Below are 23,240 nucleotides of genomic sequence, written 5' to 3'. Positions count from 1 at the left end.
GGTTCGGTTCGGCCCGGCTCTGCCCGCGCGTACCGCCCACCGTAGTCGCAGCCGCCGGTGCTCAGGGGCGTTCCGGCTCCGTCCCGGTGAAGGCCCCGCCGAGGAACCGGTACTCCGGGCTGCCCGGGACCAGCTCGCCGTGGGCGGCGACGACCTCGGCCGCGTACCGCTCGGAGTCGTCCTGCGGGTCGTAGCCGAGAGCCCGGGCCGGGGCCAGATCCCACCAGCCCCGGGTGTTCGCGGAGATCCCGTAGACCACGCTGTGGTGCACCCGCGACGCGGTCAGCGCGGCGTGGAACAGCCGGGCGGCGTCGGCCGGGCTGAGCCAGGTGGACAGCATCCGGGTGTCCCTGGGGACGGCGAAGCAGGAGCCGATCCGGATGGAGACCGTCTCCACGCCGTACTTGTCGGCGTACAGCGAGGCCAGCGACTCGCCGAAGCACTTGGACAGGCCGTAGTAGGTGTCCGGGCGCAGCGGGACGTCCACCGGCAGCGCGTCCGGCCCGGGCTGCTCCGGGCGCGGGACGAAGCCGACGGCGTGGTTGCTGCTGGCGAAGACCACCCGGCGGACCCCCTCCAGCCGGGCCGCCTCGTACAGGTGGTAGCTGCCCCGGATGTTGGCCTCCAGGATGTTCTCGAAGCTGTCCTCCAGCGACAGGCCGCCGAGGTGCACGATCGCGTCGACGCCGCGCACCGCCGCGCGGACCGCGTCCGGGTCGCGCAGGTCGACCGGGAGCGCGTCCGGCGCGCCGGGCACCGGGGCGAGGTCGGTGAGTCGAAGCTGGTAGCCGTAGCCGGGCAGGCTCTCGCGCAGGAAGCCGCCGACGCCCCCGGCCGCGCCGGTGAGCAGGACAGTGCGGGGCGCGGGGCGCGACGGGGTCGCGGCTGCCGGGTTCGGTGCGGTCATGCGGACTCCCAGGCTGCGGCAGGCGATGGCCTCGAAGCGGGACCATCGAAGATGTGGATGCAAGGATGTGGATGCTATTCACATATATGGCTAGCCTAGAAGGCGTCGCTCCAGACCGTCAACCAGCCGGACCGTCGTCCACCGAGGAGAACCCGTGCGCAGCTCTGCCTTCCTCTACCCCTGGGACGTCCTCGGTGACCCCGCCGCCCCGGCCCGGCTGGCCGGGCTCGGGGTCCAGGGGGTGACCCTGGCCTCGGCGTACCACAGCGTCCGCGCGCTCACCCCGCGGCACCCGGTGACCCGGGTGGTGACCGCGCCGCACGCCGCCGTGTACTACCCGGCCGCCGCCGGGCGCTGGTCCGGCCAGGACCTGCGGCCGTACCGGCAGGAGTGGCTGCCGGGGGAGGACCCGTGGGGTGAGGCGGCGCTGGCCCTGGCCGATGCCGGTCTGGAGGTCAGCAGTTGGGTGGTGCTGGCGCACAACTCCCGCCTGGGCGACGACTTTCCGCAGAGCTCGGTGTGCAACGCCTACGGCGACCGGTATCCGTGGGCGCTGTGCGTGGCCCGGCCCGAAGTGGTGCGCTACTGCACCGAGTTGGCCGTGGAGGCCGGGGTTCGTCCGGGCGCGGTGGCGACCGAGCTGGAGTCCTGCGGCTGGTACGGGATGGCCCACCTGCACGCGCACGACAAGATCGGCGGCATCCCGTTGGACGGCGCCGCGCAGTACCTGATGTCGCTCTGCTTCTGCGACGTCTGCTCGGCGGCCTATGCGGACGCGGGCGCACCGGACCTCGACGCCGCGGTGCGCGCCGCACTGGCCCCGGTGTGGCGGGGCGAGGTGACACCGGCCGTTTACCGCAACGGTGCTGACGAATGGTCAGCGGTGCAGGCGCTGCTCGGCGCGGACCTGGCCGGGCTGACCCTGGACTACCGCGCCGAGCGCGCCCGCAGCCTGCAGCGCGGTTGCGTCCGCGCGGTCAGGGCCGCCGCCGGGCCCGGCTTCCGGGTGTTCCTGCACGCCGACCCGTCCGCGCACCGGCTCGGCGCGAACGCCGGGGTCACCGTCGACGGGCTGGCCGACGCGGTCGGCGCGGACGGGCTGGTGCTGCCGTGCACCGGTCCCGGCTCGGTGCGCGACGCCCTGCCGGGGCTGGCGAAGGCCGCGCCGGGGGTGCTCCGCGCGGCCAACCTCACCGTGGTGTCCGGCATGGGCGGCGACCCGGCCCGGCTGCTCGTGCCCGAGGCCGACGAACTGCGGCTCTACCACGCCGGGGTGGCCTCGGACGCGGATCTGGCCGAGGTGGCACGGCAGTTGGCGGCGCTCCGGTAGTACCGGCCGCCGCCCGGACCGGCCGCTCGGCTCACAGGTGCCGGGTGGCCAGAGTCAGCCGCTCGCGGGCGGCGAAGAGGGCGTCCCGGATCATCTGCTCGCGCCCGGGGGTGAGCCGGGCCACCGGCACCGAGCAGCTGACCGCGTCCCTGGCCGGGATCCGGTACGGGATGGCGATGCCGAAGCAGCGCAGGCCGACCGTGTTCTCCTCGGCGTCGACCGAGTAGCCGCGCTCGCGGATCTCCCGCAGGTCCGCGAGCAGGGCGTCCAGGTCGGTGTGGGTGTGCTCGGTCAGCGGCTCCAGCCGCTGCGGCAGCAGCGCGCGCACCTCGTCGTCGGTGCGGGTCGCCAGCAGCGCCTTGCCCAGCGAGGTCGAGTGCGCCGGGAGCCTGCGGCCGACCCGGGTGAACGGGCGCAGGTAGTGCTGCGACTGCCTGGTGGCCAGGTAGATCACGTCCGCGCCGTCGAGCCGGGCCAGGTGGATGGTCTCGGTGGTGTCGTCGGCGAGCCGGTCCAGCGTGGCCTTGGCGGCGGCCACCACCTCGTCACCGTCGATGTAGGAGGTGCCGACCAGCAGCGCGCGCACGCCGATGCCGTACCGGGTGCCGGTGGCCTCGGTCTCCACCCAGCCGAGCTCGACCAGGGTGCGCAGCAGCATGTAGAGGCTGCTCTTCGGGTAGCCGACGGCCTCCTGCACCTCGGCCAGGCTGTGCATGCCGGGGCGGCCGGCGAAGTACTCCAGCAGCTCGACGGTCCTTACGGCAGACTTGACCTGGGCGCCGCCCGCGCCGGGAAGGTCGGCGGCGGCGGGACGCGGAGAGCTCTGGGCCATCGCGGGTTGACCCCTTTTCTTGGAGAGACGTATCGTCGGTGGTGTTCAGCGTAGTGGACAGCGTTCAGAATATGGAACACTCGCGTGTGGAGGCCGCCAAGATGAACACCGTCCCAGTGTGGAGCGTCGACGCCCGGACCGGAGTCCGGTCGGTGCAGGTCACGGTAGAGGCGGAGGCGGGCGACGTCGACCGGGCGGTACGGGCCGCCCACGCGGCGCTGCCGGCGCTCGCGGACCGCTCCGCGCGCTCCGCGCTGCTGCGCGCCGCCGCCGAGCAGTTGGAGGCGCGCGGCCCGGACCTGATCGCGGCGGCCGACCGGGAGACCGCGCTGGGCACCGCACGGCTGACCGGTGAGCTGGCACGCACCGCCTACCAGCTCCGGGCGTTCGCCGAGGTGGTGGACGAGGGCGCCTTCCTGGACGTCGTGGTCGACCACGCGGACCCGCAGGCCGCCCCGGCGCCCCGGCCCGACCTGCGCCGCTGGAAGGTGCCGCTGGGCGTGGTCGCGGTGTTCGCGGCGAGCAACTTCCCGTTCGCCTTCAGCGTCCCGGGCGGCGACACCGCCAGCGCGCTCGCGGCGGGCTGCCCGGTCGTGGCCAAGGCCCACCCCGACCACCCGGAGACCTCCGAACTGACGGCCGGGGCGCTGCGCGCGGCGGCCGAGAGCGTCGGCCTCCCGGCCGACGTGCTGGTACTGGTGCACGGACGGCAGGCCGGGGTGGACCTGGTGCGGCACCCGCTGGTGAGCGCGGCCGGGTTCACCGGCTCGATCGCGGGCGGCCGGGCGCTGTACGACCTGGCGGCGGCCCGCCCGGTGCCGATCCCCTTCCACGGCGAACTCGGCAGCCTGAACCCGGTGGTGGTCACCGAGCGGGCGGCGGCCGAGCGCGCCGAGGAGATCGGCGCCGGTCTCGGTGGCTCGTTCACCCTGGGCATGGGCCAGTTCTGCACCAAGCCGGGCCTGGTCCTCGTGCCTGAGGGTGCGTCAGGCGACCGGCTGGAGAAGGCACTTGTCTCGGCAACGGCCGGTGCCGCGGCCGGTGCGCTGCTGGACGGCCGGATGCGGGACAACTTCCTCACCGGCTTCGCCGAGCGGGCCGCGCTGCCCGGGGTGAGCGTGCCGGTCCAGGCCGGGGCGCAGCCCGGGCCCGGGCAGGAGCAGGCGGTGCGACCCGGCTGTGTCAGCGTCCCGGCCGCGCTGCTGGCGGGCGAGGAGCACCGCGCGCTGCTGGAGGAGTGCTTCGGGCCGGTCACCGTGCTCGCCCGCTACCAGGACCTGGACCAGGTCGCCGCGGTGCTCGCGGGCCTCGGCGGCAACCTCACCGCCACCCTGCACGCCGAGCCCGGCGAGCCGGAGGCCGCCGGGCTGCTGGAGCGGCTGGCCGGACTGGCCGGGCGGGTGCTCTTCGGCGGCTGGCCGACCGGGGTCGCGGTCGCCCCGGCCATGCACCACGGCGGCCCGTACCCGGCCACCACCAGCACCAGCACCTCGGTCGGCGGCACCGCCGTCGAGCGCTGGCTGCGGCCGGTGGTCTACCAGAGCGTCCCGCGGGAGCTGCTCCCGCCGGAGCTCCGCGACGGGGACGCGGCCGGGGTCCCGCGCCGGGTGGACGGCGTCCTCCAGCTCCGCTGACCGGTGCGCGGAGCGGGGGCCGGGCGCTGAGCGGGCGGTGACCGGGCGCCGAGCCGCACCGCCGCGCGTTTCGCTCGTAGGTGAGCGGGCGGTCGGCGGTGCCTCGGTGCTCGTGCTGCGCGCGGCGATGAGGCAGCATGATCCCATGCCAGCACTGACTCGCGCCGATGCCGTCGCCCGCCGCCGCCTTCTCGATGTCCACAGCACCACCGTGGAACTGGACCTCACCCGGGGGGACGAGGTCTTCGGCTCCACCACCGTGATCCGCTTCGCCTGCACCGAACCAGGTGCGGCGACCTACGTCGACGTCAAGCCGTCGGTGCTGCGCCTGGCCCGGCTGAACGGCCGCGAGCTCGACCCGGGAGCGCTCGTCGACGGCCGGCTGCCGCTCGACGCCCTGGACAGCGAGAACGAGCTGCTGATCGAGGCCGACATGGCCTACTCGCACACCGGCGAGGGCATGCACCGCTTCACCGACCCGGCCGACGGCGAGGTCTACGTCTACACCCAGGCGTTCCTGGACGACGGCCCGCGCATCTTCGCCGCCTTCGACCAGCCCGACCTCAAGTCCGTGCACCAGGTCAGCGTGATCGCGCCGGAGGAGTGGACGGTCGTCGGCAACAGCCGGGTGACCAGCCACGAGGGCGCCCGCTGGGAGTTCGCGGCCACCCCGCCGATCAGCAGCTACCTGCTCTGCGTCGTCGCCGGGCCGCTGCACTCCGTGGTCAGCGAGCACGACGGGATCCCGCTGGGCCTGCACTGTCGCCGCTCGCTCGCGCCCTACCTGGACGCCGACGCCGCGGAGATCCTGGACACCACCGAGAAGAGCTTCGACCACTACCACCGGATCTTCGAGCACCGCTACCCGTTCGACTCCTACGACCAGTGCTTCGTACCGGAGTTCAACGCCGGGGCGATGGAGAACCCGGGCTGCGTCACCTTCCGCGACGAGTTCGTGTTCCGCTCCGCCGTCACCGACAACGAGCGCGAGTTGCGCGCCATAGTGATCGCCCACGAGATGGCGCACATGTGGTTCGGCGACCTGGTCACCATGCGCTGGTGGGACGACCTCTGGCTGAACGAGTCCTTCGCCGAGTACCTGGGCCACAGCACCGTCGCCGAGTCCACCCGCTTCAGCGGGGTGTGGACCGGCTTCGCCTGCTCCCGCAAGGCGTGGGGCTACGACGCCGACCAGCGTCCGTCCACGCACCCGGTGGCCCCGCTGGACGTCGCCGACTCCGCGCAGGCACTGCAGAACTTCGACGGCATCTCCTACTCGAAGGGCGCCTCGCTGCTGCGCCAACTCGCCGCGTACCTGGGCGAGGAGGCCTTCCTCAAGGGCCTCAACGCGCACTTCGAGCGGCACGCCTTCGGCAACGCCACGCTGGACGACCTGCTGGAGTCGCTGTCCGGGGTCACCGACCGCGACGTCCGCGCCTGGGCCGACGCCTGGTTGCGGACCACCGGCGTGGACACCCTGCGGTTCGACGGCGAGGGCATCCGGCACACCTCCGCCGACGGCGTGCTGCGCCCGCAGCGGATCACCGCCGCTGTCTACGAACGGGCCCTGGACGGAAGGCTGTTCGCCGGGCCGAGGATCCCGCTGGACCTGCCCGGGCAGCTGGTCAACCCGCTGCCCGAGCCCGGCGGTTCCGAGCGCGACCTGCTGCTGCTCAACGACACCGACCTCGGCTTCGTCAAGATCCGCTTCGACGACCGCTCCTGGCGGACCGTCAGCGACTCGCTCGGCGAGGTCCCGGACCCGCTCGCCCGGGCCGTGATCTGGAACGCCGCCCGGGACATGCTCCGGGACGCGGAGATCGACCCGGCCGAGTACCTGGACCTGGTCGCCGCGCACCTGCCCGGTGAGGAGTCCGCGCACATCGTCGAAGCGGTGCTCGGCTACGCCCGGTCCACCGTCGTCGACTGCTACCTGGTGCCGGAGCGCCGGGCCGCCGGACTGGCGGTGCTGGTCGGGGTCTGCCGGGCGCTGCTGCGGCGTACCGAGGGCGGCCCGGACGGCACCGGGCTGCGGCTGCTGGCCGTGCGCGGGCTGATCGACGCCTCGTACACCCCGGTCGAGATCGCCGAGCTGCGGCAGTGGCTGGACGAGGACACCGTCCCCGGCGGTCCCGAGCTCGACCCGGAGCTGCGCTGGCGGCTGCTGGCACGGCTGTCCGTGCTCGGTGCGGCCGGGCCCGCGGACATCGACGCGGAACTGGTCCGCGACCCCAGCGCCACCGGCGAGCAGGGCGCCGCCCGCTGCCGCGCCTCGCTGCCGGACGAGGCGGCCAAGGAGGCGGCCTGGCAGATGCTCTTCCACAGCGACGCCTCCAACTACATCATCGCGGCCACCACCCGCGGCCTGTGGCAGCCCGAGCAGGCCGAACTGCTGGGCGACCGACCGTTGCGCTACTTCGCCGAGGTGGCCGGGGCGGGCGCGCGACGCGGACCGGCGGTGGCCCGACTCCTGGGCCGCCAGGCCTTCCCGGCGTACGCGGCGGAACCCGGCACGCTGGCCGCGGCCGAGGAGTGCCTGGGCCGTGACGACCTGATGGCGTCCACCCGGCGCGCGCTCGCCGACCAGGTGGACGACCTGCGCCGCTCGCTGCGGGTTCGCGAGGCCGCCAAGTGAGCGGCGAGGCACTGCGTGTCAGCGGCCGGATCCTGGTCGGCCCGGAGGAGGTCAGGGACGACCTGTGGGTGGTCGGCGGCCGGATCACCTTCGACCGCCCGGCGGCGGTCCGCGAGGTCCGGACGATCCGGGGCTGGGCACTGCCCGGCCTGGTCGACGCCCACTGCCACGTCGGCCTGGACGCCCACGGCGCGGTGGACGACGCCACCAGCGAGAAGCAGGCGCTGACCGACCGCGAGGCGGGGGCGCTGCTGCTGCGCGACGCCGGATCACCGGCCGACACCCGCTGGGTGGACGACCGCGAGGACCTGCCCCGGATCATCCGGGCGGGCCGTCACATCGCCCGCACCCGCCGCTACATCCGCAACTTCGCCCACGAGATCGAGCCGGGCGACCTGGCCGCGTACGTCACGGCGGAGGCGCGCAGCGGGGACGGCTGGGTGAAGCTGGTCGGCGACTGGATCGACCGCGACCGCGGCGACCTGGAGCCCTGCTGGCCGCGCTGGGCGCTGGACGAGGCGATAGCGGCGGCGCACGCCGAGGGCGCGCGGGTGACCGCGCACTGCTTCAGTGAGAACTCGCTGGTCGACCTCGTCGAGGCGGGCATCGACTGCGTCGAGCACGCGACCGGGCTGACCGAGGAGACCGTGCCGCTGTTCGCGGAGCGCGGCGTGGCCATCGTGCCGACCCTGGTCAACATCGCCACCTTCCCGCGGATCGCGGACAGCGCCGCCAAGTTCCCGGCGTACGCCGCGCACATGCGCGCCCTGCACGCCCGCCGCTACGAGACCGTGGCGGCGGCGTACCAGGCGGGCGTGCCGGTCTACGTCGGCACCGACGCCGGGGGCTCGTTGCCGCACGGCCTGGTCGGAGCGGAGGTCGCCGAGCTGGTCAAGGCCGGTCTGCCGGTCACGGCCGCGCTGTCGGCCGCGACCTGGGGCGCCCGGGAGTGGCTCGGCCGCCCCGGCCTCACCGAGGGCGCCCCGGCCGACCTGGTCGTCTACGCCGAGGACCCGCGCGCCGACGTCCGCGTCCTGGCCGCGCCGGCCGCGGTCGTGCTGCGCGGCACCGTGGTCGGCTGACCCGCCGCCGCCCGGCCCGGCAACCGCCGGGCCGGGCGGCCCGCACCGCCGTCGGGTGACGTCAGTGGCGCTGCGGGCGCCGGTGGCGCAGCGAGCGGAGCCAGCTGACGGGGTTCCAGGCGGGGCCCCGGTTGCGGGTCAACGGGTAGCCGGCGAAGCCGATCAGGGCGGCCGAGAGGTGGCCGACGTCGGTGAAGGTGCGCCCGCTGATCAGGGCGCTGCCGTACCAGAGCACGACCACGGCGGCGTACGGGTAGCGCCAGGGCGTGGCGATCCGGTAGGCGAGCACGGCCTGCGCCCCGGCGAGGGCGTAACTGACGCCGACATCAAGGGTGTTGACTGCGGAGGCCGGGGCCCGGCCGTGGTGGATGGCCCAGTACAGCACGCCCTCGCTCAGGTAGGTCGCGCCGACGTGGGCGGCGGCGATCACCAGGAACCAGCGCAGGGTGCCGAGCCAGCGCTCGACCGGCACGTGGAAGAGGTTGTACAGCACCACGTAGCCGAGCCAACTGCCGCCGTCCAGCCAGAGGGTGCTCACCGCCAGCACCCGGATCGGGTCCCGCGCCAGCTGGTGCAGGTTGGTCGAGCGGCGGCGCAGGAACTCGTCGGTGAACCGCGGGTTGATGTGGTGCATCGCGATGGTGGTGAACAGCAGCGCCAGCAGCCACAGGAACGTCCCGGGGGCGCTGCGGACGTACGTCCAGACGGCGGGGAGGAACCCGTGCGGCTGGTGCGGCGGTTCCTCGTGCTTGGCGACCATGGGCCCAGTCTGTCGCTGTGATCCTGGTTTGTCATGAATGTCCGCCGGGGCGGTGGGCCCCGGTTGGCGCATTAGAGTGATCCCATGGCTGCGCGACCCTTGAGTGAGATCGTCGAACCCGGCTGGGCGAAGGCCCTCGACCCCGTGGCCGGGCAGGTCGCCGCGATGGGCGACTTCCTGCGGGCGGAGCTCGCGGCCCGGCGGACCTACCTGCCCGCCGGACCGAACGTGCTCCGGGCCTTTCAGCAACCCTTCGACCAGGTACGGGTTCTGATCATGGGTCAGGACCCCTATCCGACGCCGGGTCACGCGGTCGGGCTGAGTTTCTCGGTGGGGCCCGAGGTCCGGCCGCTGCCGGGCAGTCTGGTCAACGTGTTCCAGGAGTACCAGCGGGACCTGGAACTGCCCGCGCCGACCAACGGTGACTTGACCCCGTGGACCCGGCACGGCGTGCTGCTGCTCAACCGGGCGCTCACCACCGCGCCCCGGCAGCCCGCCGCGCACCGGGGCAAGGGCTGGGAGGCCGTGACCGAGCAGGCGATCCGGGCGCTGGTGGCCCGCGGCACCCCGCTGGTGGCGATCCTCTGGGGGCGGGACGCCCGCAACCTGCGCCCACTGCTGGACCCCTTCCCCTGCGTCGAGTCGGCCCACCCGAGCCCGATGTCGGCGGACCGGGGCTTCTTCGGCTCCCGCCCGTTCAGCCGCGCCAACGACCTGCTGGTCAAGCAGGGCAGCCAGCCGGTCGACTGGCGCCTGCCCTGACGGGGCGACCGGGTGTGATCGAGGTGGGGCGCCACGGGGCGTTCAGCGTCAACTGTGTCGGGCTGAGGCGGCTGCCGTTCCCGTTGAGTTTCAGCGTCCGCGAGGCCGACGGCTCGTGGATGATCAGCGCGGCGGCGGCCCGGGCCGGAGAGCTGGTCGATGTGCTCACCCGCACGGCGAACGACACGGTCGTGGTCGTGAACCTGGCGACCAACAGCTTCCTCGACGGGGACTACCAGCAGTGGCGGCCGTCGCTGATCGCCGCGGAGCTGGGAGTCGACTGCGCCGTCCACCCGGTCGGGGCGTGGGCCTCCGACTCGATCGCGCTCGGCGAGGAGTTCCTGGTGATGCGCCGGGACAGCCTGCCCGGGTTCCTGACCGGTGAGTGGTCGCCCTACGAGCTGTCGCTGGTCGACGTGCCCGCGGGGGTGACTCCCGAGCAACTCGACGAGCTCGCCCTGGTCATCGGCACGGGCACCGGCGACGAGCCGCTCCTGGCTCGCCTCGACGGGTCGCGGTTCCGGTACTCCGGGCACGACGACTGCTACCTGCTGGTCGAATCGACGGATCCGGCCGCGCCCGCGGCGGTCCTCGGCCGACTTCTGGCGCTGCTGGCCGGTTCCGTTCTGATCGGTGCCGGGGGAGCCGCGTCCGTGAGGGTGCCGGAGCCGGACAGCGCGCTGCCGGAGCGGCTGATCGGTGAGAGTCCGCACTGGGTCGGCGTCGTCGGGACCGCGTCCGGGACCACGGTGACCGTCACGTTGTCGGCCCTGCCGCGGCGGTGGCGGCTCGGACAGGCGCCGCCGGAGCGGGCCGACCACGTGGCGACGCTCGACCTGGCGCACGGCGGGTGGCGGCTCGCCCCCGCCGAGTCAGCGGGATAGGCCGGGCCGGATCGCCGTGGCGCGTTGCGGCGATCAGCGGGGTTCGATGCTGTAGGACCGGACGTGCTCGAAGGCCAGTGTGGTCTGCACATCGGCGACTTCGCGGCGGTCGGTGAGACGGTCGATGACGAAGGCGTACACCCCGTTCACATCCGGGACGGCGATGTGGATGAGGAAGTCATGAGCGCCGGCTGTGACGAACAAGCCGATGGTTTCCGGTAGTTGTGCCGCCCACTCGCGGAATCCCTCGATGATCGGGCGGGCCGGTGGCCGGATGCGAACCGAGATGAGCGCCTGGACTGGGCGCCCGGCCGCCTCAAGATCGAGCGCCGCGTGATAGCCGGTGATCAGGCCGTGCTCACGCATCAGCCGCACCCGCTCCAGCGAGGTGGAGGGAGAGACCCCGGCCTTGGCGGCGAGATCGCGGTTGGTCTGCCGTCCATCGTGCTGTAGTTCCCGCAGAATGACCCGGTCCACCGCATCAAGTTCCACGATTCCTCCGCTATCCCATATGAAGTTCGGTGTTCGATGAACATTCCTGGATGTTTATCTAGCATATCGGGTCATGGGCGCACGAAGAACGGAACGGCCATCGCTGCCGGTCCGTCCGGTGCCCGCCCCCTGACCCGTTGAGCGAAGCACCCCAAGGAGCCCCCATGTCCACTCCGCGGCTGTCCAGCGAGGACATTCGTACCGACCTGTCGACCCGGAAGGCGAAACTCAAGTGGGTCATCGTCGTCGATGAGACCGTTGCCGCCGGACGCCTGGTGAACGCGGCCGCCTGCATGGCCGCGACCGTCGGCAAAACCCCGCCCGACCTGGTCGGACGCGAGGGCGAGGACGCCTCCGGCGGCGCCCACCCCGGTCTGCCCTGGGCGGGCTGCTCGGTCCTCGCCGCCGAAGCGGGCACCCTGCACGCGCTGCGGGCCGAGGCCGTGGCCGAGGGGGACGAGCTACTGCGCGATCAGCCTCGTCGGCCCGCGCGACAGGGTCGACAGGCTGGTCCGCAGGCTCCCGCTGCTCCGCTGACCCACGCCGCGGTGACCCCGGCGGCGACCCCGGCGTTGACCAGCCTATTGTCCTGAACAGGCCTGACATTCGGGATACCTGAGGTTCTGTCACTCGTTCGGGTGAACTGACTCTGTGTGCTTCCAGAGTGACTGTTGGTTCGTAAGGATAGGCCGAGTCCGAGATCGCGTCCGGGTGCTCCGCAGTGTCGCTGTACGGGGGTGAGCACCCGGGCCCGTCCCATGCGACCCGCGTGCCCTTTGCGTATCTGCGTGTCCAGTCACTTTGTGGGGGTTTTCCTACATGCATGCCATTCGCCGCTCAGCCACCGCCTTCGGTGCCCTGGCCGCGGTCTCCCTGCTCGCCGCAGGGCCGTCCGCGTTCGCCGCCGTCCCCGCCCGCACTCCGGGGGCGGGGATCGGCACGGCCTCGGCCACCACCGCCCGGCTCGGGTTGGACGTGAGGCTGCTGAACAGCACCGTGGACATCCCCGTCGACGTGACGCTCAACTCCATCCAGGCCCCCGGCGACCAGCAGGGCAGCCTGCTGACCGCCACCGTCGCCGGGGTCGGCCACGGGCCGCTATCGCTGGTCGACGCCAAGGTCGGGCACAGCTCGGCCACCGCCGACCGCGGCGGCTCGCACGCGGCGGTCGACCTGGTCAGCGCCCGGGTGAACGTCCCCGGGCTGCTCGGCGCCGGGCTGCTGCGGATCGACGCGGTACACGCCAGGGCCGACTGCCCGGCGGGCGGGCAGCCCAGCGCTTCGGTCAACGTGCTCGGCAACGTGGACGTCCTGGGCGAGAACGTCTCGCTGAGCGCCGCCGGGCCGACCCGGGTGGCGGTGCCCGGCGTCGGCAAGGTCAGCCTGTGGCTGTCCCGGAAGACGGTGACCTCGCACTCGGCGGCGGCCACCGCGCTGGAGCTGGACGTCTCGATCAACCCGCTGCGACTGAACGTCGCGCAGGTCACCGGGCAGGTCGTGGTCGCGGCGGTGAGCTGCCACGAGGGCGCGGGTGCCACCGGCGGGGGCGCGCCCTCCGGCTCCGCCGCCCCCTCCGACTCGGCGACGCCTTCGCCTTCGTCGTCGTCCGGGCCTTCGGCCTCGGCCTCGGCCCCGGCGTCGCCGTCGGCCTCGACCTCGGCGACAGCGGGGGCGGGCGCCACGCCTGGCGGGTCGGCCTCCGGCGCGGTGACGGCGCGGCCCGCCGCCGCGACCGGCGACCCGGCCAGTGGTACCGACCTGGCCGAGACCGGGGGCGGCAGTGACGCCCCGATGATCGGCGGAGTGGCGCTGGTCCTGGTCGGGGCCGGTGCGGGCGGGGTGTTCTACGCTCGTCGCAGGCGCTCCTGATTGGCCGTCAGGAGAGCTGCACGGTGCGGGAGGTCCCGGGCAGGCCCTGGGTCAGGTCCAGGGTGACCACCGGGGCGCTGCCGCTGAGGTCCACCGTGACGCCGGGGTCGTCGCTGACCCAACGGCGGTAGCCGGTCGCCTCGGGGAGGGTGACCGCGAGCGAACTCTGGCTGGAGGTCGGATCGCTGACGGCCAGTCGGAGCCGTCCACCGGCCGCACGCAGCAACACGGACGCCGGACCGCTGGTGCTCACGGAGGGGAGAGCGCCCGCGGTGAAGAAGTTGGCGGCCGTGAGCTCCTCCGGTGAGGAGTGGATCGCCTGCAGGGCAGGGGTGTTGGAGAGGACGACGAGGTCCGCCCGCCCTGCCCTGCGGGCGGTTTCGGCCGGGTCGGCGCCCGGCAGCACCACATAGACGTAGCTGCCGTCGACCGGGTCCACGCCGTGGTCCAGCCACAGCGTGACATAGGCGTTGGTGCAGGGCGCGGACGAACCGGCGGTGCTGGGGCCGTTGTCGATGGCCGCCCAACTCCCGGTCCGCTGCTCGCGCACGGCCCGCAGTACCGCGGTCCCGGCCGCGCCGGGCGGCAGCAGATAGCCGCCGACGCCTTCCAGGTGCACCCAACCGGCGTTCGGGAAGGCCGAGTTCCAGCCGTCCACGACGGGCTGCGGTCGGCCGTCGACGGTCAGCGCGTTGCGTCCGGCCGGGTGCAGGTTGCGGTTCTCCAGGGTGGTCTCCACGGTGTGGCCGCTGCTGCCGGTGATGCCCGCGCCGAGCGCCACCACGCCGTCGTCCAGGCAGAACCACGACTTCCTGGCGCGCAGCGGCGAGCCGAACGGCACCAGGTCGAGGCCGACGGCGCCCCAACTCCCGTCCAGGACCGCGCCACCGGACCAGCTGGTCGGCGGCAGCGAGTCGCTGCCCGCGCCCGGGGCCAGCGGCAGCGTGTCGGCGGTGACGCCGGGCAGCCGGGTGGCATCGACGGTGGGCCAGAAGTTGTCGGTGTACTGGCCGTTGTCGGAGTCGTAGAGGTAGGTCGCGCCGTCGCCGGTGTGCCAGCCGTTCTGGTTCTCGCCGTTGATGGCCTCCAGCCGGGCGATCCGGCTGCTGGACAGGCCGACCGTCCAGGCCCAGCCCGGGCGGCGGTGCACCACGCGCTCGACCGAGGGCAGTTGCAGGTGCCCGGTCGGGGCCGGGGCCGCCGGGACCCGGTCGTCGTCCAGTACCGTCTTCAGCAGCGAGATCCGCTCCGGAGTGGCCGTGGCCGAGATCCGGGCGAAGGTCTCCCGCCGCACCCAGCCCTTGATCTGCGCCTTCCAGCGCCGTTGCTGCTCGCGCGAGCCGAACGGGGTGATCCGGGCGATCGCCTCGGTGATGAAGTGCCCGGCGTCGTGGTCGCTCTCGCCCTGCCGGGACAGGAAGCGGCCCCGGACCACGTCCATCACCAGGCCGTCCTGCATGAAGGGGGCGTAGCCGAGGTCCACCGCGTCCAGCACCACCGACAGGTTGGGGTCGGTGATCGGCCAGGCGCTGCCGGTCAGCAGCACCAGCAGTTGGCTGATGTCGCCCAGCACCACGTACGCGTAGTGGCCGTTGTAGGGGATGACGCTGTGCTGGATGAAGCCGCCGTCGCGGTAGAAGCCGTCCGAGGTGGTGACGTAGGGGAAGGCGCCGGAGAGGGCGTCCCGGCCGAGGGTGATCAGGGCCGGGTCCCGGCCGAGGATGCCGCGCATGACCACGATCTGGCTCAGGTCGGTGCGGTTCGCCCCGGTGGTGACCACGGTGCCCTGCTGCTGCGTGGTGGGGTCGGGCGCGAAGACCGCGACGGTGGCCAGGTAGGCGGCCAGGTCGGCGGCGGGCAGCGCGGGGCCGAGCAGGGCGCAGATGTTCACCAGGTCCTGCGGGGCGGCGATCTCCCAGTGGTACCAGTTGCCGACCTGCGCGGCGGTGGCGTTGTAGTAGTCGCGGTTGATCAGCGCCAGTGAGCCCAGGATCCGGGTCAGCGCGGCCGGGTCCTGGTACTGCGTCGAACCCGGGGTCGCCCAGGCCAGCGCGGTGGTGAGGAGCCGCCCGTAGCTGAGGCTGATGTTCTCGATCCGGACGAACGGGAGGTCGGTGTAGACCGAGGCGGGCGCGGCCGAGGTGTCGTAGAGCGCGGCGTCGGCGGCGGCCAGGCCGTCGAGGTAGCCGATGGCGGCGGCGTAGTCCGGGGCGGCCGGGTCGACCGCGCTGCCACCGGTGAGGATGTCCGCCCAGGTGGCCCGCAACTGGTCGTACGGGTCCGGCGAGCCGCCCGGGGGTGTGGTCGTGGGCGCGGGCGAGCTCGGGCGCGTGGCGGCCCGGGTGGTGGCGGCCCGGGCGGTGCCGCCGCCGAGGCCGCCGAGCACGGCGGCGCCGGCCGTGGCCGCGCCTGCGCCCAGCAGGTGCCGACGGTGCAGGGTGGTGCTGAGGGGGGTGCTGTCGTCCATGACGTCCGTCCTCACATCGCTGCGCGGGCATGTCGATTGAGGACATGACACGACCGGGAAGGGGTCGGAGTCAAGAGTCTGGACGATGTTCAGATATATGAACCTAGATGTGCGACTCCACCGCGCTCTCCAAGGCCTTCAGGAAGGCATCGGTGGTCTCCCGGTCGCGGACCGCGATCCGCAGCCAATCGGGGCCCAGACCGGGAAAGCTGTCCCCCCGGCGGACGGCGAAGCCGAGCGTCCGCAGCCGCTCGCGGACCGAGTCCGCGCCGTCCAGCCGGATCAGCACGAAGGACGCGGTGGGCACGCCGTGCACCTCGACGCCCGGGATCCGGGCCAGGCCGTCCAGCAGGTGCGCCCGGTTCCCGGTGGTGGTGACGGCGGCGGCGGCCTCCTGCGCCAGCGCCGCCGGACCGCTGCACGCCTCGGCCGCGACCAGCGCCGGGGTGGAGACCGGCCACAGCGGCTGCGCCGCGCCCAGCAGCGCCACCGTCTCGGCCGCGGCCAGCAGGTAGCCGATCCGCAGCCCGGCCAGGCCCCAGGTCTTGGTCAGGCTGCGCAGCACCACCAGTCCCGGCACGCCGGTACGCCCGGCCAGGCTCTCCGGCTCGCCGGGGACGGTGTCCGCGAAGGCCTCGTCCACCACCAGGATCCGCCCGGGGCGGGCCAGTGCGGCCAGGTCGGCGGCCGGGTGCAGGACCGAGGTGGGGTTGGTCGGGTTGCCGACCACGACCAGGTCCGCCGCCTCCGGCACCCGCGCCGGATCCAGCCGGAAGCCGTCCTCCGGGCGCAGCAGCAGGCGCCGCACCTGGTGTCCGGCGTCCCGCAGCGCCGCCTCGGGCTCGGTGAACTGCGGGTGGACCACCAGCGCGTGGCGTGGCCGCAGGGCGCGCGCGAGCAGTACGAACGCCTCGGCCGCGCCCGCGGTGAGCAGCACCTCGGCCGGGTCGCGGCGGTGTCGGCGGGCCACCGCCGCGCGGGCGGCGTGGCCGTCGGGGTAGGCGGCCAGGCCGCCCAGGGACGCGGCCAGCCGTTCCCGCAGCCAGTCCGGCGGCGTGCCGGTGCGGACGTTCACGGCCAGGTCGACCAGGCCGCCGCCGACCTCCAGGTCGCCGTGGTGCCGCAGGTCCGGTCCGGGAGCGGGGGAGTCGGGGGCGGTCGGGTCAGTGGGCATGGGCGTGCGGGCCGTGGCCGTGGCTGTGCGAGGGGTCGTCCGGGTGGTGGTGCGGGCGCTGTTCGGCGCCGACCCGCTCCTCGAATCCGGGCATGGCGATCCGGTAGACGCAGGTGTCGCAGTTCATCCGCAGGTCCCCGGCCAGGGCCTCGCGGTAGCGCTCGACCACCAGGTCGGCCAACTCGTCGGTGGCGCCCATGACATCGGCCACCCGCAGGTCGGTCCCGGGGTGGGCGGCGGCCCAGTCGGCGGCCTGCTGCCGGACCCGGGTCGGCAGGATCCCGGCGAACAGGAAGTACGGCAGTACCACCACCCGTTCGGCGCCGAGCAGTCGGCAGCGGTCCAGACCTGACGGAACGTCAGGGGCGGCCAGGGAGACGAAGGCGGTCTCCACTCCGGCCAACCCCCGGCCCTCCCAGAGCAGTCGGGCCACCTTGGCGACCTCGGCGTTGGCGTCCGGGTCGGTCGAGCCCCGGCCGACCAGCAACACCGTTGTCCCGGAGCGGAGTTCGGGCGGCAGCACCTCGTCCAGGCGCCGCTCCAGCACGGTCAGCAGCGCCGGGTGCGGGCCCAGCGGACGTCCGTAGCTGAACGAGGTGCCGGGGTGCCGCTCGCGTTCGCGCACCAGCGCGGCCGGTATGTCGCCCTTGGCGTGCCCGGCGGAGACCAGCACCAGCGGCACCGCGGCGAAGCGGGTGGCCCCGGCCTGGACCAGTTCGCTGACGGCGTCGGCCAGCGGCGGCGGCGACAGCTCGATGAAGCCGCCGCCGACCGGGGTCTGCGGCAGCCGCTCGCTCAGCCCGGCGACGAACGCCCGGAACGCCTCCGCGCCCTCGTCGTCCCGGGTGCCGTGGCCGACCACCAGCAGGGCCGGGGGAGTCGCGGTGGTGGTCATGAGTTCTCCTCGGGCAGGAACTGGGGGTCGGTGTACAGGTCGGGGTAGAGCAGCGCGTTCGCGGCGGCGGCGGCGACCGCCGAACCGCCCTTCTCGGAGATGTTGCTGACCCCGGGCAGTCCGGAGGCCCGCAGCGCGGCCTTGGACTCGGCCGCGCCGACGAAGCCCACCGGCAGCCCGATCACCAGCGCCGGACGGGCGTCCAGACGCAGCAGCTCCTCCAGCGCGGTCGGCGCGCAGCCGATCACCCACACCGCGCCCGGGCCGACCTCGGCCAGCGCCAGCCGGACGGCGGCGGCCGAGCGGGTCAGGCCGGTCGCCGGATCGCCCTTGGCGTCCCTGACCCGGCACAGCGCGCGGCGCGCGGTGATCCCGGCGGCGACCATCTCCACGTCCGCGACCAGCGGCGCGCCGTCGGCGAGCGCGGCGGCGGCGGCCCGCAGCACCGGCTCCTCCGGCAGCACCAGGTCGTCCAGGTAGCCGAGGTCGGCGCTGGAGTGGACCACCCGCTCCGCCACCGCGCGGCGCAGCGGCGACATGCCGCTGGTGTCCACCCGGGACCGCAGCCGCCGGTAGGACTCGCGCTCGATCGGGTGGACCTGGCGGGGACTCATCTGGTTCCTCATTCCTGCCACCGGTAGCCGCGCGGTGTGACCATCCGGCCCGCGACCGTTCGCGAGGCGGTGTTGCCGACGACCACCACGGTCGTCATGTCGACGGTGGTGACGTCCACCTCGGCCAGGGTGGTGACCGTGTGCCACTGGTCGGGACGGGAGACCGAGTGGGCGACGCCGACCGGCGTGGTCCGCGGGTCGCGGTGCTCCGCGAGCAGCGCCAGCGCCTTGGGCAGCTGCCAGTCCCGGCCCCGGCTGCGCGGGTTGTAGAAGGTCACCACCAGGTCGGCGGAGGCGGCGGCGCGGACCCGGCGCTCGATCACCTCCCACGGGGTGTGCAGGTCGGACAGGCTGATCGAGACGTGGTCGTGCCCCAGCGGCGCGCCCAGCAGCGAGGAGGCGGCCAGGGCGGCGGTGACCCCGGCGACGCCGACCACGTCGATGTCCGCGCCCGCCTCGGCCAGCGCCGGGGAGGCCATGGCGTACACGCCCGCGTCGCCGCTGCCGATCAGCGCCACCGCCAGGCCCTGCTGCGCCAGCCGGACCGCGCTGCGGGCGCGCTCCTCCTCCGCGCCCAGGCCGGTGGCCTCGATCCGGGTGCCGGGGCGGAGCAGGTCGCGGATCTGGTCGACGTACTGGTCCAGGCCGACGACGACCGAGGCGCGGCGCAGCTCGGCGCGGGCGCGCTCGGTGAGCAGGTCCCGCGCGCCGGGGCCGAGGCCGACCACGGCCAGCCGTCCGCGCGGCGGTCGCCGGGCGACCGCGACGGTGCACCTCGCGGCCCGGCCCTCGGGCGCCGACTTCCGCTTGGGGACCAGCAGTTCGCCACCGTCCGCGCCGAGCACGGCGGCCGCCTCGGCGACGCTGGGGGTGCCGACGGCGGCCAGCGGCGCGGCGGAGGGGTTGGGCACCGGGACGGCGGCCAGGGCCTCCGCGCCGAAGGTCAGCAGCTCCACGCCGAGCGCGCGGGCGGCCTCGACCAGGCCCTGCTCCCCGGCCTTGGCGTCGACGCTGGCCAGGCTGTGCAGTGAGGCCGGGCTGAGTCCGGCGTCCGCGAGCGCGTCGCGGACCAGGCCGAGCACCTCCTCGGCGGTGACGCCCCGGCTGGCGCCGACGCCGACCACCAGGCTGCGCGGGCGCAGCACCACCCGGGGCAGCGCCGGGTCCTGCGCCGACCACGGCGTCGTCCGGTCGCTGACGTGGATCACCGCCGCCGGGTCCGCCGGGTCCGGCTGGACGTTGGCGGGCAGCGCCGGGAGCGGGTACGGGCGGTCGGCGGCCAGGGCCACCGGCGCGCCGTCCAGCAGGGCCCGGCTCACCGCCGCGACCTCGCCGGTGACCGGCCAGCCGAGGGTGTCCAGCCCGGGGACGCCCATCGCGTCGGTGGCCGTGGTCACCACGGCCTGCGCCTCCAGCGCCTCGGCGACCCGCCCGGCCAGCTGGTTCGCGCCGCCGTCGTGCCCGCCGACCAGGGCGACCGCGAAGCGTCCGGCCTCGTCCACGCAGACCACACCCGGGTCGCGGTGCTTGTCCGCGAGCAGCGGCGCGATCAACCGCACGGTCGCGCCGGTCGCCAGGAAGCAGACCAACTGCTCGCACTGGGACCAGGCCAGGCGTACCGACTCGGCGACCGACGCCTCCTGGTACACCCGGCAGTCGCCGAGCGACGCGGCCAGCCGGTCGGCGGCGCGGCGGCCGGCGGCGGTGGCCGCGATCAGGCCAATCACAACGTGTCTCCTGACGGTTCGACAACTCTGGTGTGGTGCGCGTGCGGTGCCCTGGGCCGCGGGTCGGGCGGGGGGCGGGAGCCCCAGAGCACGAAGACCGGGTTGGTGGCGGCGAGCCGGGTGACCCCGCCCGGCAGCGGGGCCAGCCGGGAGGCCTGGAGCTGCACCCCCTCGGCGGTGAATCCGGACGCCAGCAGCGCCGCGCGGACGCCGGGGACCCGGTCCACCGCCGCCAGGGTGACCACCACCGTGCGCCGGGCGCGCTCGGCGCAGGCGGCGACGATGTCCGGCAGGTCGGCGCCGCCGCCGCCGATGAACACCGCGTCCGGCGCGGGCAGTCCGGCGAGCGCCGTTGGTGCGCTTCCGTGCACCACGCTCACGTCCACATCGTGCGCCCGCGCGTTGGCGCGCACCCGGCGCACGCCGTCCTCGGCGCGCTCCACGGCCACCACCGCCGCGCCCAGCCGGGCGCACTCGACGGCGACCGAGCCGCTGCCCGCGCCCACGTCCCAGACCAGCTCGCCGAGCCGGGGCCCGAGCCTGGCCAGCGCCAGCGCCCTGACCTCGGCCTTGGTGACCATCGCGTCCCGGTGCTCGAACCGCTCCTCGGCCAGCGCCCAACCGCCGGGCGGCCCGCCCAGGTCACCGGCCACGGACCGGACCGGGCCGACGGCCGGGCCGTCGACGGCCAGGCAGAGCAGCACGTGCACGCCCGGCCAGTCCCGGGCCGCCGCCTGCGCCGGGGTGACCCGCTCGATCCGCTCCCGCGCCGAACCCAGGTCGCGGGCGACCACCAGCCGCCGCTCGATGCCCGGGGTGGCCAGCAGCGCCGCGCCCAACTCGGCCGGTCCGGCGCCCGGCGCGGTCAGCACCGCGGTCTTCCGCCGGGCCCGGCAGACGTTGAACGCCGGTCGCGGGTCCCGGCCGTGGGCGCTGACCACGACCGCGTCGTCCCAGGGCAGGCCGAGCCGGGCGAAGGCCTCGGCGATGCTGCTGGTGCCCGGGCGGACGTCCAGCGCGTCCGGGCCGAAGCGCTCCGCGAGGGCGCGGACGATGCCGAAGAACCCCGGGTCGCCGGAGGCCAGCACCACCGCCCGGGCCTGCGGCTCGGCCGCCAGCAGCGCGTCCAGGGCGTCCAGCGCGGGCGCGAGCGGGCCCAACGCCAGCGCGCGCTCGGGGCGCACGCCTGCCGCGTCGAGGTGGCGGCGGGCGCCGAGCACCAGCGCGGCCCCGGCGATCAGCTCGCGGTGGTCCGCGGCCAGCGCCGCGCCGAGCACGGCGATCCGCGGCGCGCGGACGTCACCGGCGCTGACCGGAGCGGCGTCGACCGGAGCGGCGTCGTCCACAGCGGTGTCGCCCACAGCAGCGGGCCGGGTCACGGCTTGGCGGCGGCACGCAGGGCGCGGCGGGCGTCGGGATCGGCACGGCGGAAGCCGTGGAAGTGACCGGGGTGGTACAGGTGCGAGCGGGTCCCGGTGGCGTCCAGCGCCGGGCCGACCAGGAACAGCGTGTGCTTCCACAGCCGGTGCTCCTTGACCTGCGCCTCCAGCGTCGCCAGGGTGCCGCGCAGCACCAGCTCGTCCGGCCAGGTCGCCTGATAGGCGATCACCACCGGGGTGTCCGCCGGATAGCCGCCCTCGGTCAGCTCCTCCACCAGCTGCTTCGCCCGCGCCGCCGACAGGAACACCGCCATGGTGGTGCCGTGCCGGGCGAAGTCGCGGACCTCCTCGCCGGGCGGCATCGGCGTCTTGCCGCCGCCGAGCCGGGTGAGGATCACGCTCTGGGCGACCTCGGGGATGGTCAGCTCGCGCTGGGCGATCGCGGCGACCGCCGAGAAGGAGGAGACACCGGGCACGATCTCGGTGTCCAGGCCCAGCTCCCGGCAGCGGTCCAACTGCTCCTGGACCGCGCCCCACAGGGAGGGGTCGCCGGAGTGGATCCGGGCCACCCGGCGGCCCTCGGCGGCGGCGCGCCGGTACACCGCGAGCACGTCCTCCATCGGGACCAGCGAGGAGTCCAGCACCTCGGCGTCGGCCCGGGCGTGCTCCAGCACCTCGGCCTGCACCAGGCTGGCGGCCCAGATCACGGTGTCGGCCTCGGCGATGGCGCGGGCCGCACGGAAGGTCAGCAGGTCGGCGGCGCCGGGCCCGGCGCCGACGAAGGTGACCTTCCCGGTCGTTCCACTCTGGCTGGGCGTGCTCACAGCTTGCCTCCACGGGTGGTGCGGACCGCCGGGGCGATCAGGGTGGACAGGTAGGGGAGCGGACCGTCGAGCGGTTCCCCGGCGGCGCGGATCCGCTCGTCCGGCAGGCCCAGCGAGGCCCCCCAGACGGCGTTGCCGTCCCGACCGGCGTCGGCCAGGGCCCGCGCGACCTCGGCCGCGTGGCGACCGAACTTGTAGGCGACGACGGTGCCGGGGCCGTCCAGGGCCTGCCGGAGCACGGCCGCGCCCGCGGTGACCGGGACCAGGGTGAGCGGTTCGGTGCCCTCGGCGAGCACCGTGCCGCTGCGCGCGGCCAGGTCCTGCATCGCGGTGATGCCGGGGACGGTCTCCACCACCAGGCCGGGGACCAGCGCGGTCAGCGTCTGCGCCAGGTAGGTGAAGGTCGAGTAGACGTTCGGGTCGCCGATGGTGGCGAAGGCCACCATCCGGTGCGCGCGCAGCAGTTCGGCCACCCGCGCCCCGGCCGCGTCCCAGGCCGCCTCGCGCCGGGCGCGGTCCTGCCGCTCGTTCAGCGCGAACACGATCCGCTCGATCTTGGCACCGGCGGTGTGGTGCAGCACGGTGGCCTCGGCCCGGCCGGTCTCGCCGCTGTCCAGCACCGGCACCACCACCACCTCGGCCTCGGCCAGCAGCCGCACCGCCTTGACGGTGACCAGCTCCGGATCGCCGGGGCCCATGCCGAGGCCCACCAGGCGCGGGCCCGTGGGTATCGCGTCGCGGGTCACCGAGCGGCCGCGGCGGTACGGCGGGCGGTGGCGGCAACGGTGGACGGGGGCCCGGCTGGGCGCATGGCGGCAGTCCTCACTCGGGGTCCGCGCCCCGGATCGTGGTGACGGCGGCCAGAGTTCCTGGCTTGCGGGCCGGTCCGCGCTCCGGTGCGGACCAGCCGGTGACAGTGGCGGGACCGCGCCGGAATCGAACCGGACTTCCTCATCAATGCCGCCGTATCAGG

20 protein-coding genes and 1 riboswitch are annotated in these 23,240 nt (G+C 74.5%); of the genes, 8 read left to right on the top strand and 12 right to left on the bottom strand.

What is annotated here, in order from left to right; translation table 11 throughout:
- Positions 1-61 precede the first annotated feature (61 nt).
- Positions 62-907: an NAD(P)-dependent oxidoreductase gene (locus GXP74_RS30820; protein ID WP_182454549.1), complete on the bottom strand. Its 846-nt coding sequence runs from the start codon at positions 905-907 to the stop codon at positions 62-64.
- Positions 908-1,061: 154 nt separating this feature from the next.
- Between GXP74_RS30820 and GXP74_RS30815 the strand changes: the two genes are divergently transcribed.
- Positions 1,062-2,237, top strand: a complete 1,176-nt coding sequence (locus tag GXP74_RS30815; protein ID WP_182454547.1) for a hypothetical protein — start codon at positions 1,062-1,064, stop codon at positions 2,235-2,237.
- A gap of 31 nt (positions 2,238-2,268) precedes the next feature.
- Here the strand turns inward: GXP74_RS30815 and GXP74_RS30810 are convergent, their stop codons facing one another.
- Complete coding sequence (locus GXP74_RS30810; protein WP_182454545.1) at positions 2,269-3,069, bottom strand: IclR family transcriptional regulator; 801 nt, start codon at positions 3,067-3,069, stop codon at positions 2,269-2,271.
- Between the two features lie 101 nt (positions 3,070-3,170).
- Here GXP74_RS30810 and GXP74_RS30805 point away from each other — a divergent pair, with 101 nt between their 5' ends.
- The 3 genes from GXP74_RS30805 (at position 3,171) to GXP74_RS30795 (ending at position 8,420) form a co-directional block, all read left to right on the top strand.
- Positions 3,171-4,703 carry an aldehyde dehydrogenase (NADP(+)) gene (locus GXP74_RS30805; RefSeq protein WP_182454543.1) on the top strand — a complete coding sequence of 511 codons (1,533 nt, stop codon included), beginning with the start codon at positions 3,171-3,173 and terminating at the stop codon, positions 4,701-4,703.
- A gap of 145 nt (positions 4,704-4,848) precedes the next feature.
- Positions 4,849-7,338: an aminopeptidase N gene (pepN, locus tag GXP74_RS30800; RefSeq protein ID WP_182454541.1), complete on the top strand. Its 2,490-nt coding sequence runs from the start codon at positions 4,849-4,851 to the stop codon at positions 7,336-7,338.
- Entirely contained in the window at positions 7,335-8,420 is a 1,086-nt protein-coding gene (locus tag GXP74_RS30795) for an amidohydrolase family protein (RefSeq protein WP_182454539.1), read from the top strand. Before pepN ends, GXP74_RS30795 begins: the two co-directional genes overlap by 4 nt.
- Before the next feature lie 61 nt (positions 8,421-8,481).
- On the opposite strand, the gene GXP74_RS30790 is transcribed toward GXP74_RS30795, so the two are convergent.
- Positions 8,482-9,180, bottom strand: coding sequence for a rhomboid-like protein (locus GXP74_RS30790; RefSeq protein WP_182454533.1), 699 nt, complete (start codon positions 9,178-9,180; stop codon positions 8,482-8,484).
- Between the two features lie 84 nt (positions 9,181-9,264).
- Here GXP74_RS30790 and GXP74_RS30785 point away from each other — a divergent pair, with 84 nt between their 5' ends.
- Complete coding sequence (locus tag GXP74_RS30785) at positions 9,265-9,942, top strand: uracil-DNA glycosylase (RefSeq protein WP_182454531.1); 678 nt, start codon at positions 9,265-9,267, stop codon at positions 9,940-9,942.
- 14 nt (positions 9,943-9,956) lie between these two features.
- On the top strand, positions 9,957-10,826 hold the full coding sequence (locus GXP74_RS30780; protein WP_182454529.1) for a hypothetical protein: 870 nt from the start codon (positions 9,957-9,959) through the stop codon (positions 10,824-10,826).
- A 33-nt stretch (positions 10,827-10,859) separates the two neighbouring features.
- Here the strand turns inward: GXP74_RS30780 and GXP74_RS30775 are convergent, their stop codons facing one another.
- Positions 10,860-11,318, bottom strand: coding sequence for an Lrp/AsnC family transcriptional regulator (locus GXP74_RS30775; RefSeq protein ID WP_182454528.1), 459 nt, complete (start codon positions 11,316-11,318; stop codon positions 10,860-10,862).
- Between the two features lie 164 nt (positions 11,319-11,482).
- Here GXP74_RS30775 and GXP74_RS30770 point away from each other — a divergent pair, with 164 nt between their 5' ends.
- Both GXP74_RS30770 and GXP74_RS30765 read left to right on the top strand, forming a co-directional pair.
- Entirely contained in the window at positions 11,483-11,911 is a 429-nt protein-coding gene (locus GXP74_RS30770; RefSeq protein ID WP_225448321.1) for a DUF2000 family protein, read from the top strand.
- 226 nt (positions 11,912-12,137) lie between these two features.
- Positions 12,138-13,187 carry an SCO1860 family LAETG-anchored protein gene (locus tag GXP74_RS30765; RefSeq protein ID WP_182454526.1) on the top strand — a complete coding sequence of 350 codons (1,050 nt, stop codon included), beginning with the start codon at positions 12,138-12,140 and terminating at the stop codon, positions 13,185-13,187.
- A gap of 7 nt (positions 13,188-13,194) precedes the next feature.
- On the opposite strand, the gene GXP74_RS30760 is transcribed toward GXP74_RS30765, so the two are convergent.
- From GXP74_RS30760 to cobI, 8 genes are all read right to left on the bottom strand, one after another.
- Positions 13,195-15,654, bottom strand: coding sequence for a polysaccharide lyase 8 family protein (locus GXP74_RS30760; protein WP_182454524.1), 2,460 nt, complete (start codon positions 15,652-15,654; stop codon positions 13,195-13,197).
- Between the two features lie 103 nt (positions 15,655-15,757).
- Positions 15,758-16,828 carry an Rv2231c family pyridoxal phosphate-dependent protein CobC gene (cobC, locus tag GXP74_RS30755; protein WP_182454522.1) on the bottom strand — a complete coding sequence of 357 codons (1,071 nt, stop codon included), beginning with the start codon at positions 16,826-16,828 and terminating at the stop codon, positions 15,758-15,760.
- Positions 16,818-17,723, bottom strand: a complete 906-nt coding sequence (locus tag GXP74_RS30750) for a sirohydrochlorin chelatase (RefSeq protein ID WP_182454521.1) — start codon at positions 17,721-17,723, stop codon at positions 16,818-16,820. Before GXP74_RS30750 ends, cobC begins: the two co-directional genes overlap by 11 nt.
- Positions 17,720-18,337, bottom strand: coding sequence for a precorrin-8X methylmutase (locus tag GXP74_RS30745; protein WP_182454519.1), 618 nt, complete (start codon positions 18,335-18,337; stop codon positions 17,720-17,722). The genes GXP74_RS30750 and GXP74_RS30745 overlap by 4 nt, the downstream gene beginning before the upstream one ends.
- 8 nt (positions 18,338-18,345) lie before the next feature.
- Complete coding sequence (gene cobJ, locus GXP74_RS30740) at positions 18,346-20,064, bottom strand: precorrin-3B C(17)-methyltransferase (protein ID WP_182454518.1); 1,719 nt, start codon at positions 20,062-20,064, stop codon at positions 18,346-18,348.
- On the bottom strand, positions 20,061-21,347 hold the full coding sequence (cbiE, locus tag GXP74_RS30735) for a precorrin-6y C5,15-methyltransferase (decarboxylating) subunit CbiE (protein WP_182456754.1): 1,287 nt from the start codon (positions 21,345-21,347) through the stop codon (positions 20,061-20,063). Before cbiE ends, cobJ begins: the two co-directional genes overlap by 4 nt.
- Positions 21,348-21,439: 92 nt before the next feature.
- Positions 21,440-22,267 carry a precorrin-4 C(11)-methyltransferase gene (gene cobM, locus GXP74_RS30730; RefSeq protein WP_182454516.1) on the bottom strand — a complete coding sequence of 276 codons (828 nt, stop codon included), beginning with the start codon at positions 22,265-22,267 and terminating at the stop codon, positions 21,440-21,442.
- The gene (gene cobI / locus GXP74_RS30725; RefSeq protein ID WP_182456753.1) at positions 22,264-22,998 is read right to left on the bottom strand and encodes a precorrin-2 C(20)-methyltransferase; all 735 of its coding nucleotides are present in this window, start codon (positions 22,996-22,998) and stop codon (positions 22,264-22,266) included. The genes cobM and cobI overlap by 4 nt, the downstream gene beginning before the upstream one ends.
- A 132-nt stretch (positions 22,999-23,130) precedes the next feature.
- Positions 23,131-23,222: riboswitch (cobalamin riboswitch) on the bottom strand.
- Positions 23,223-23,240: the final 18 nt, after the last annotated feature.

The organism is Streptacidiphilus sp. P02-A3a (assembly GCF_014084105.1).
Classification (GTDB): Bacteria; Actinomycetota; Actinomycetes; order Streptomycetales; family Streptomycetaceae; genus Streptacidiphilus.
The sequence above is the reverse complement of the archived record's forward strand: the minus strand, read 5'-3'. Positions and strand labels throughout refer to the sequence as shown.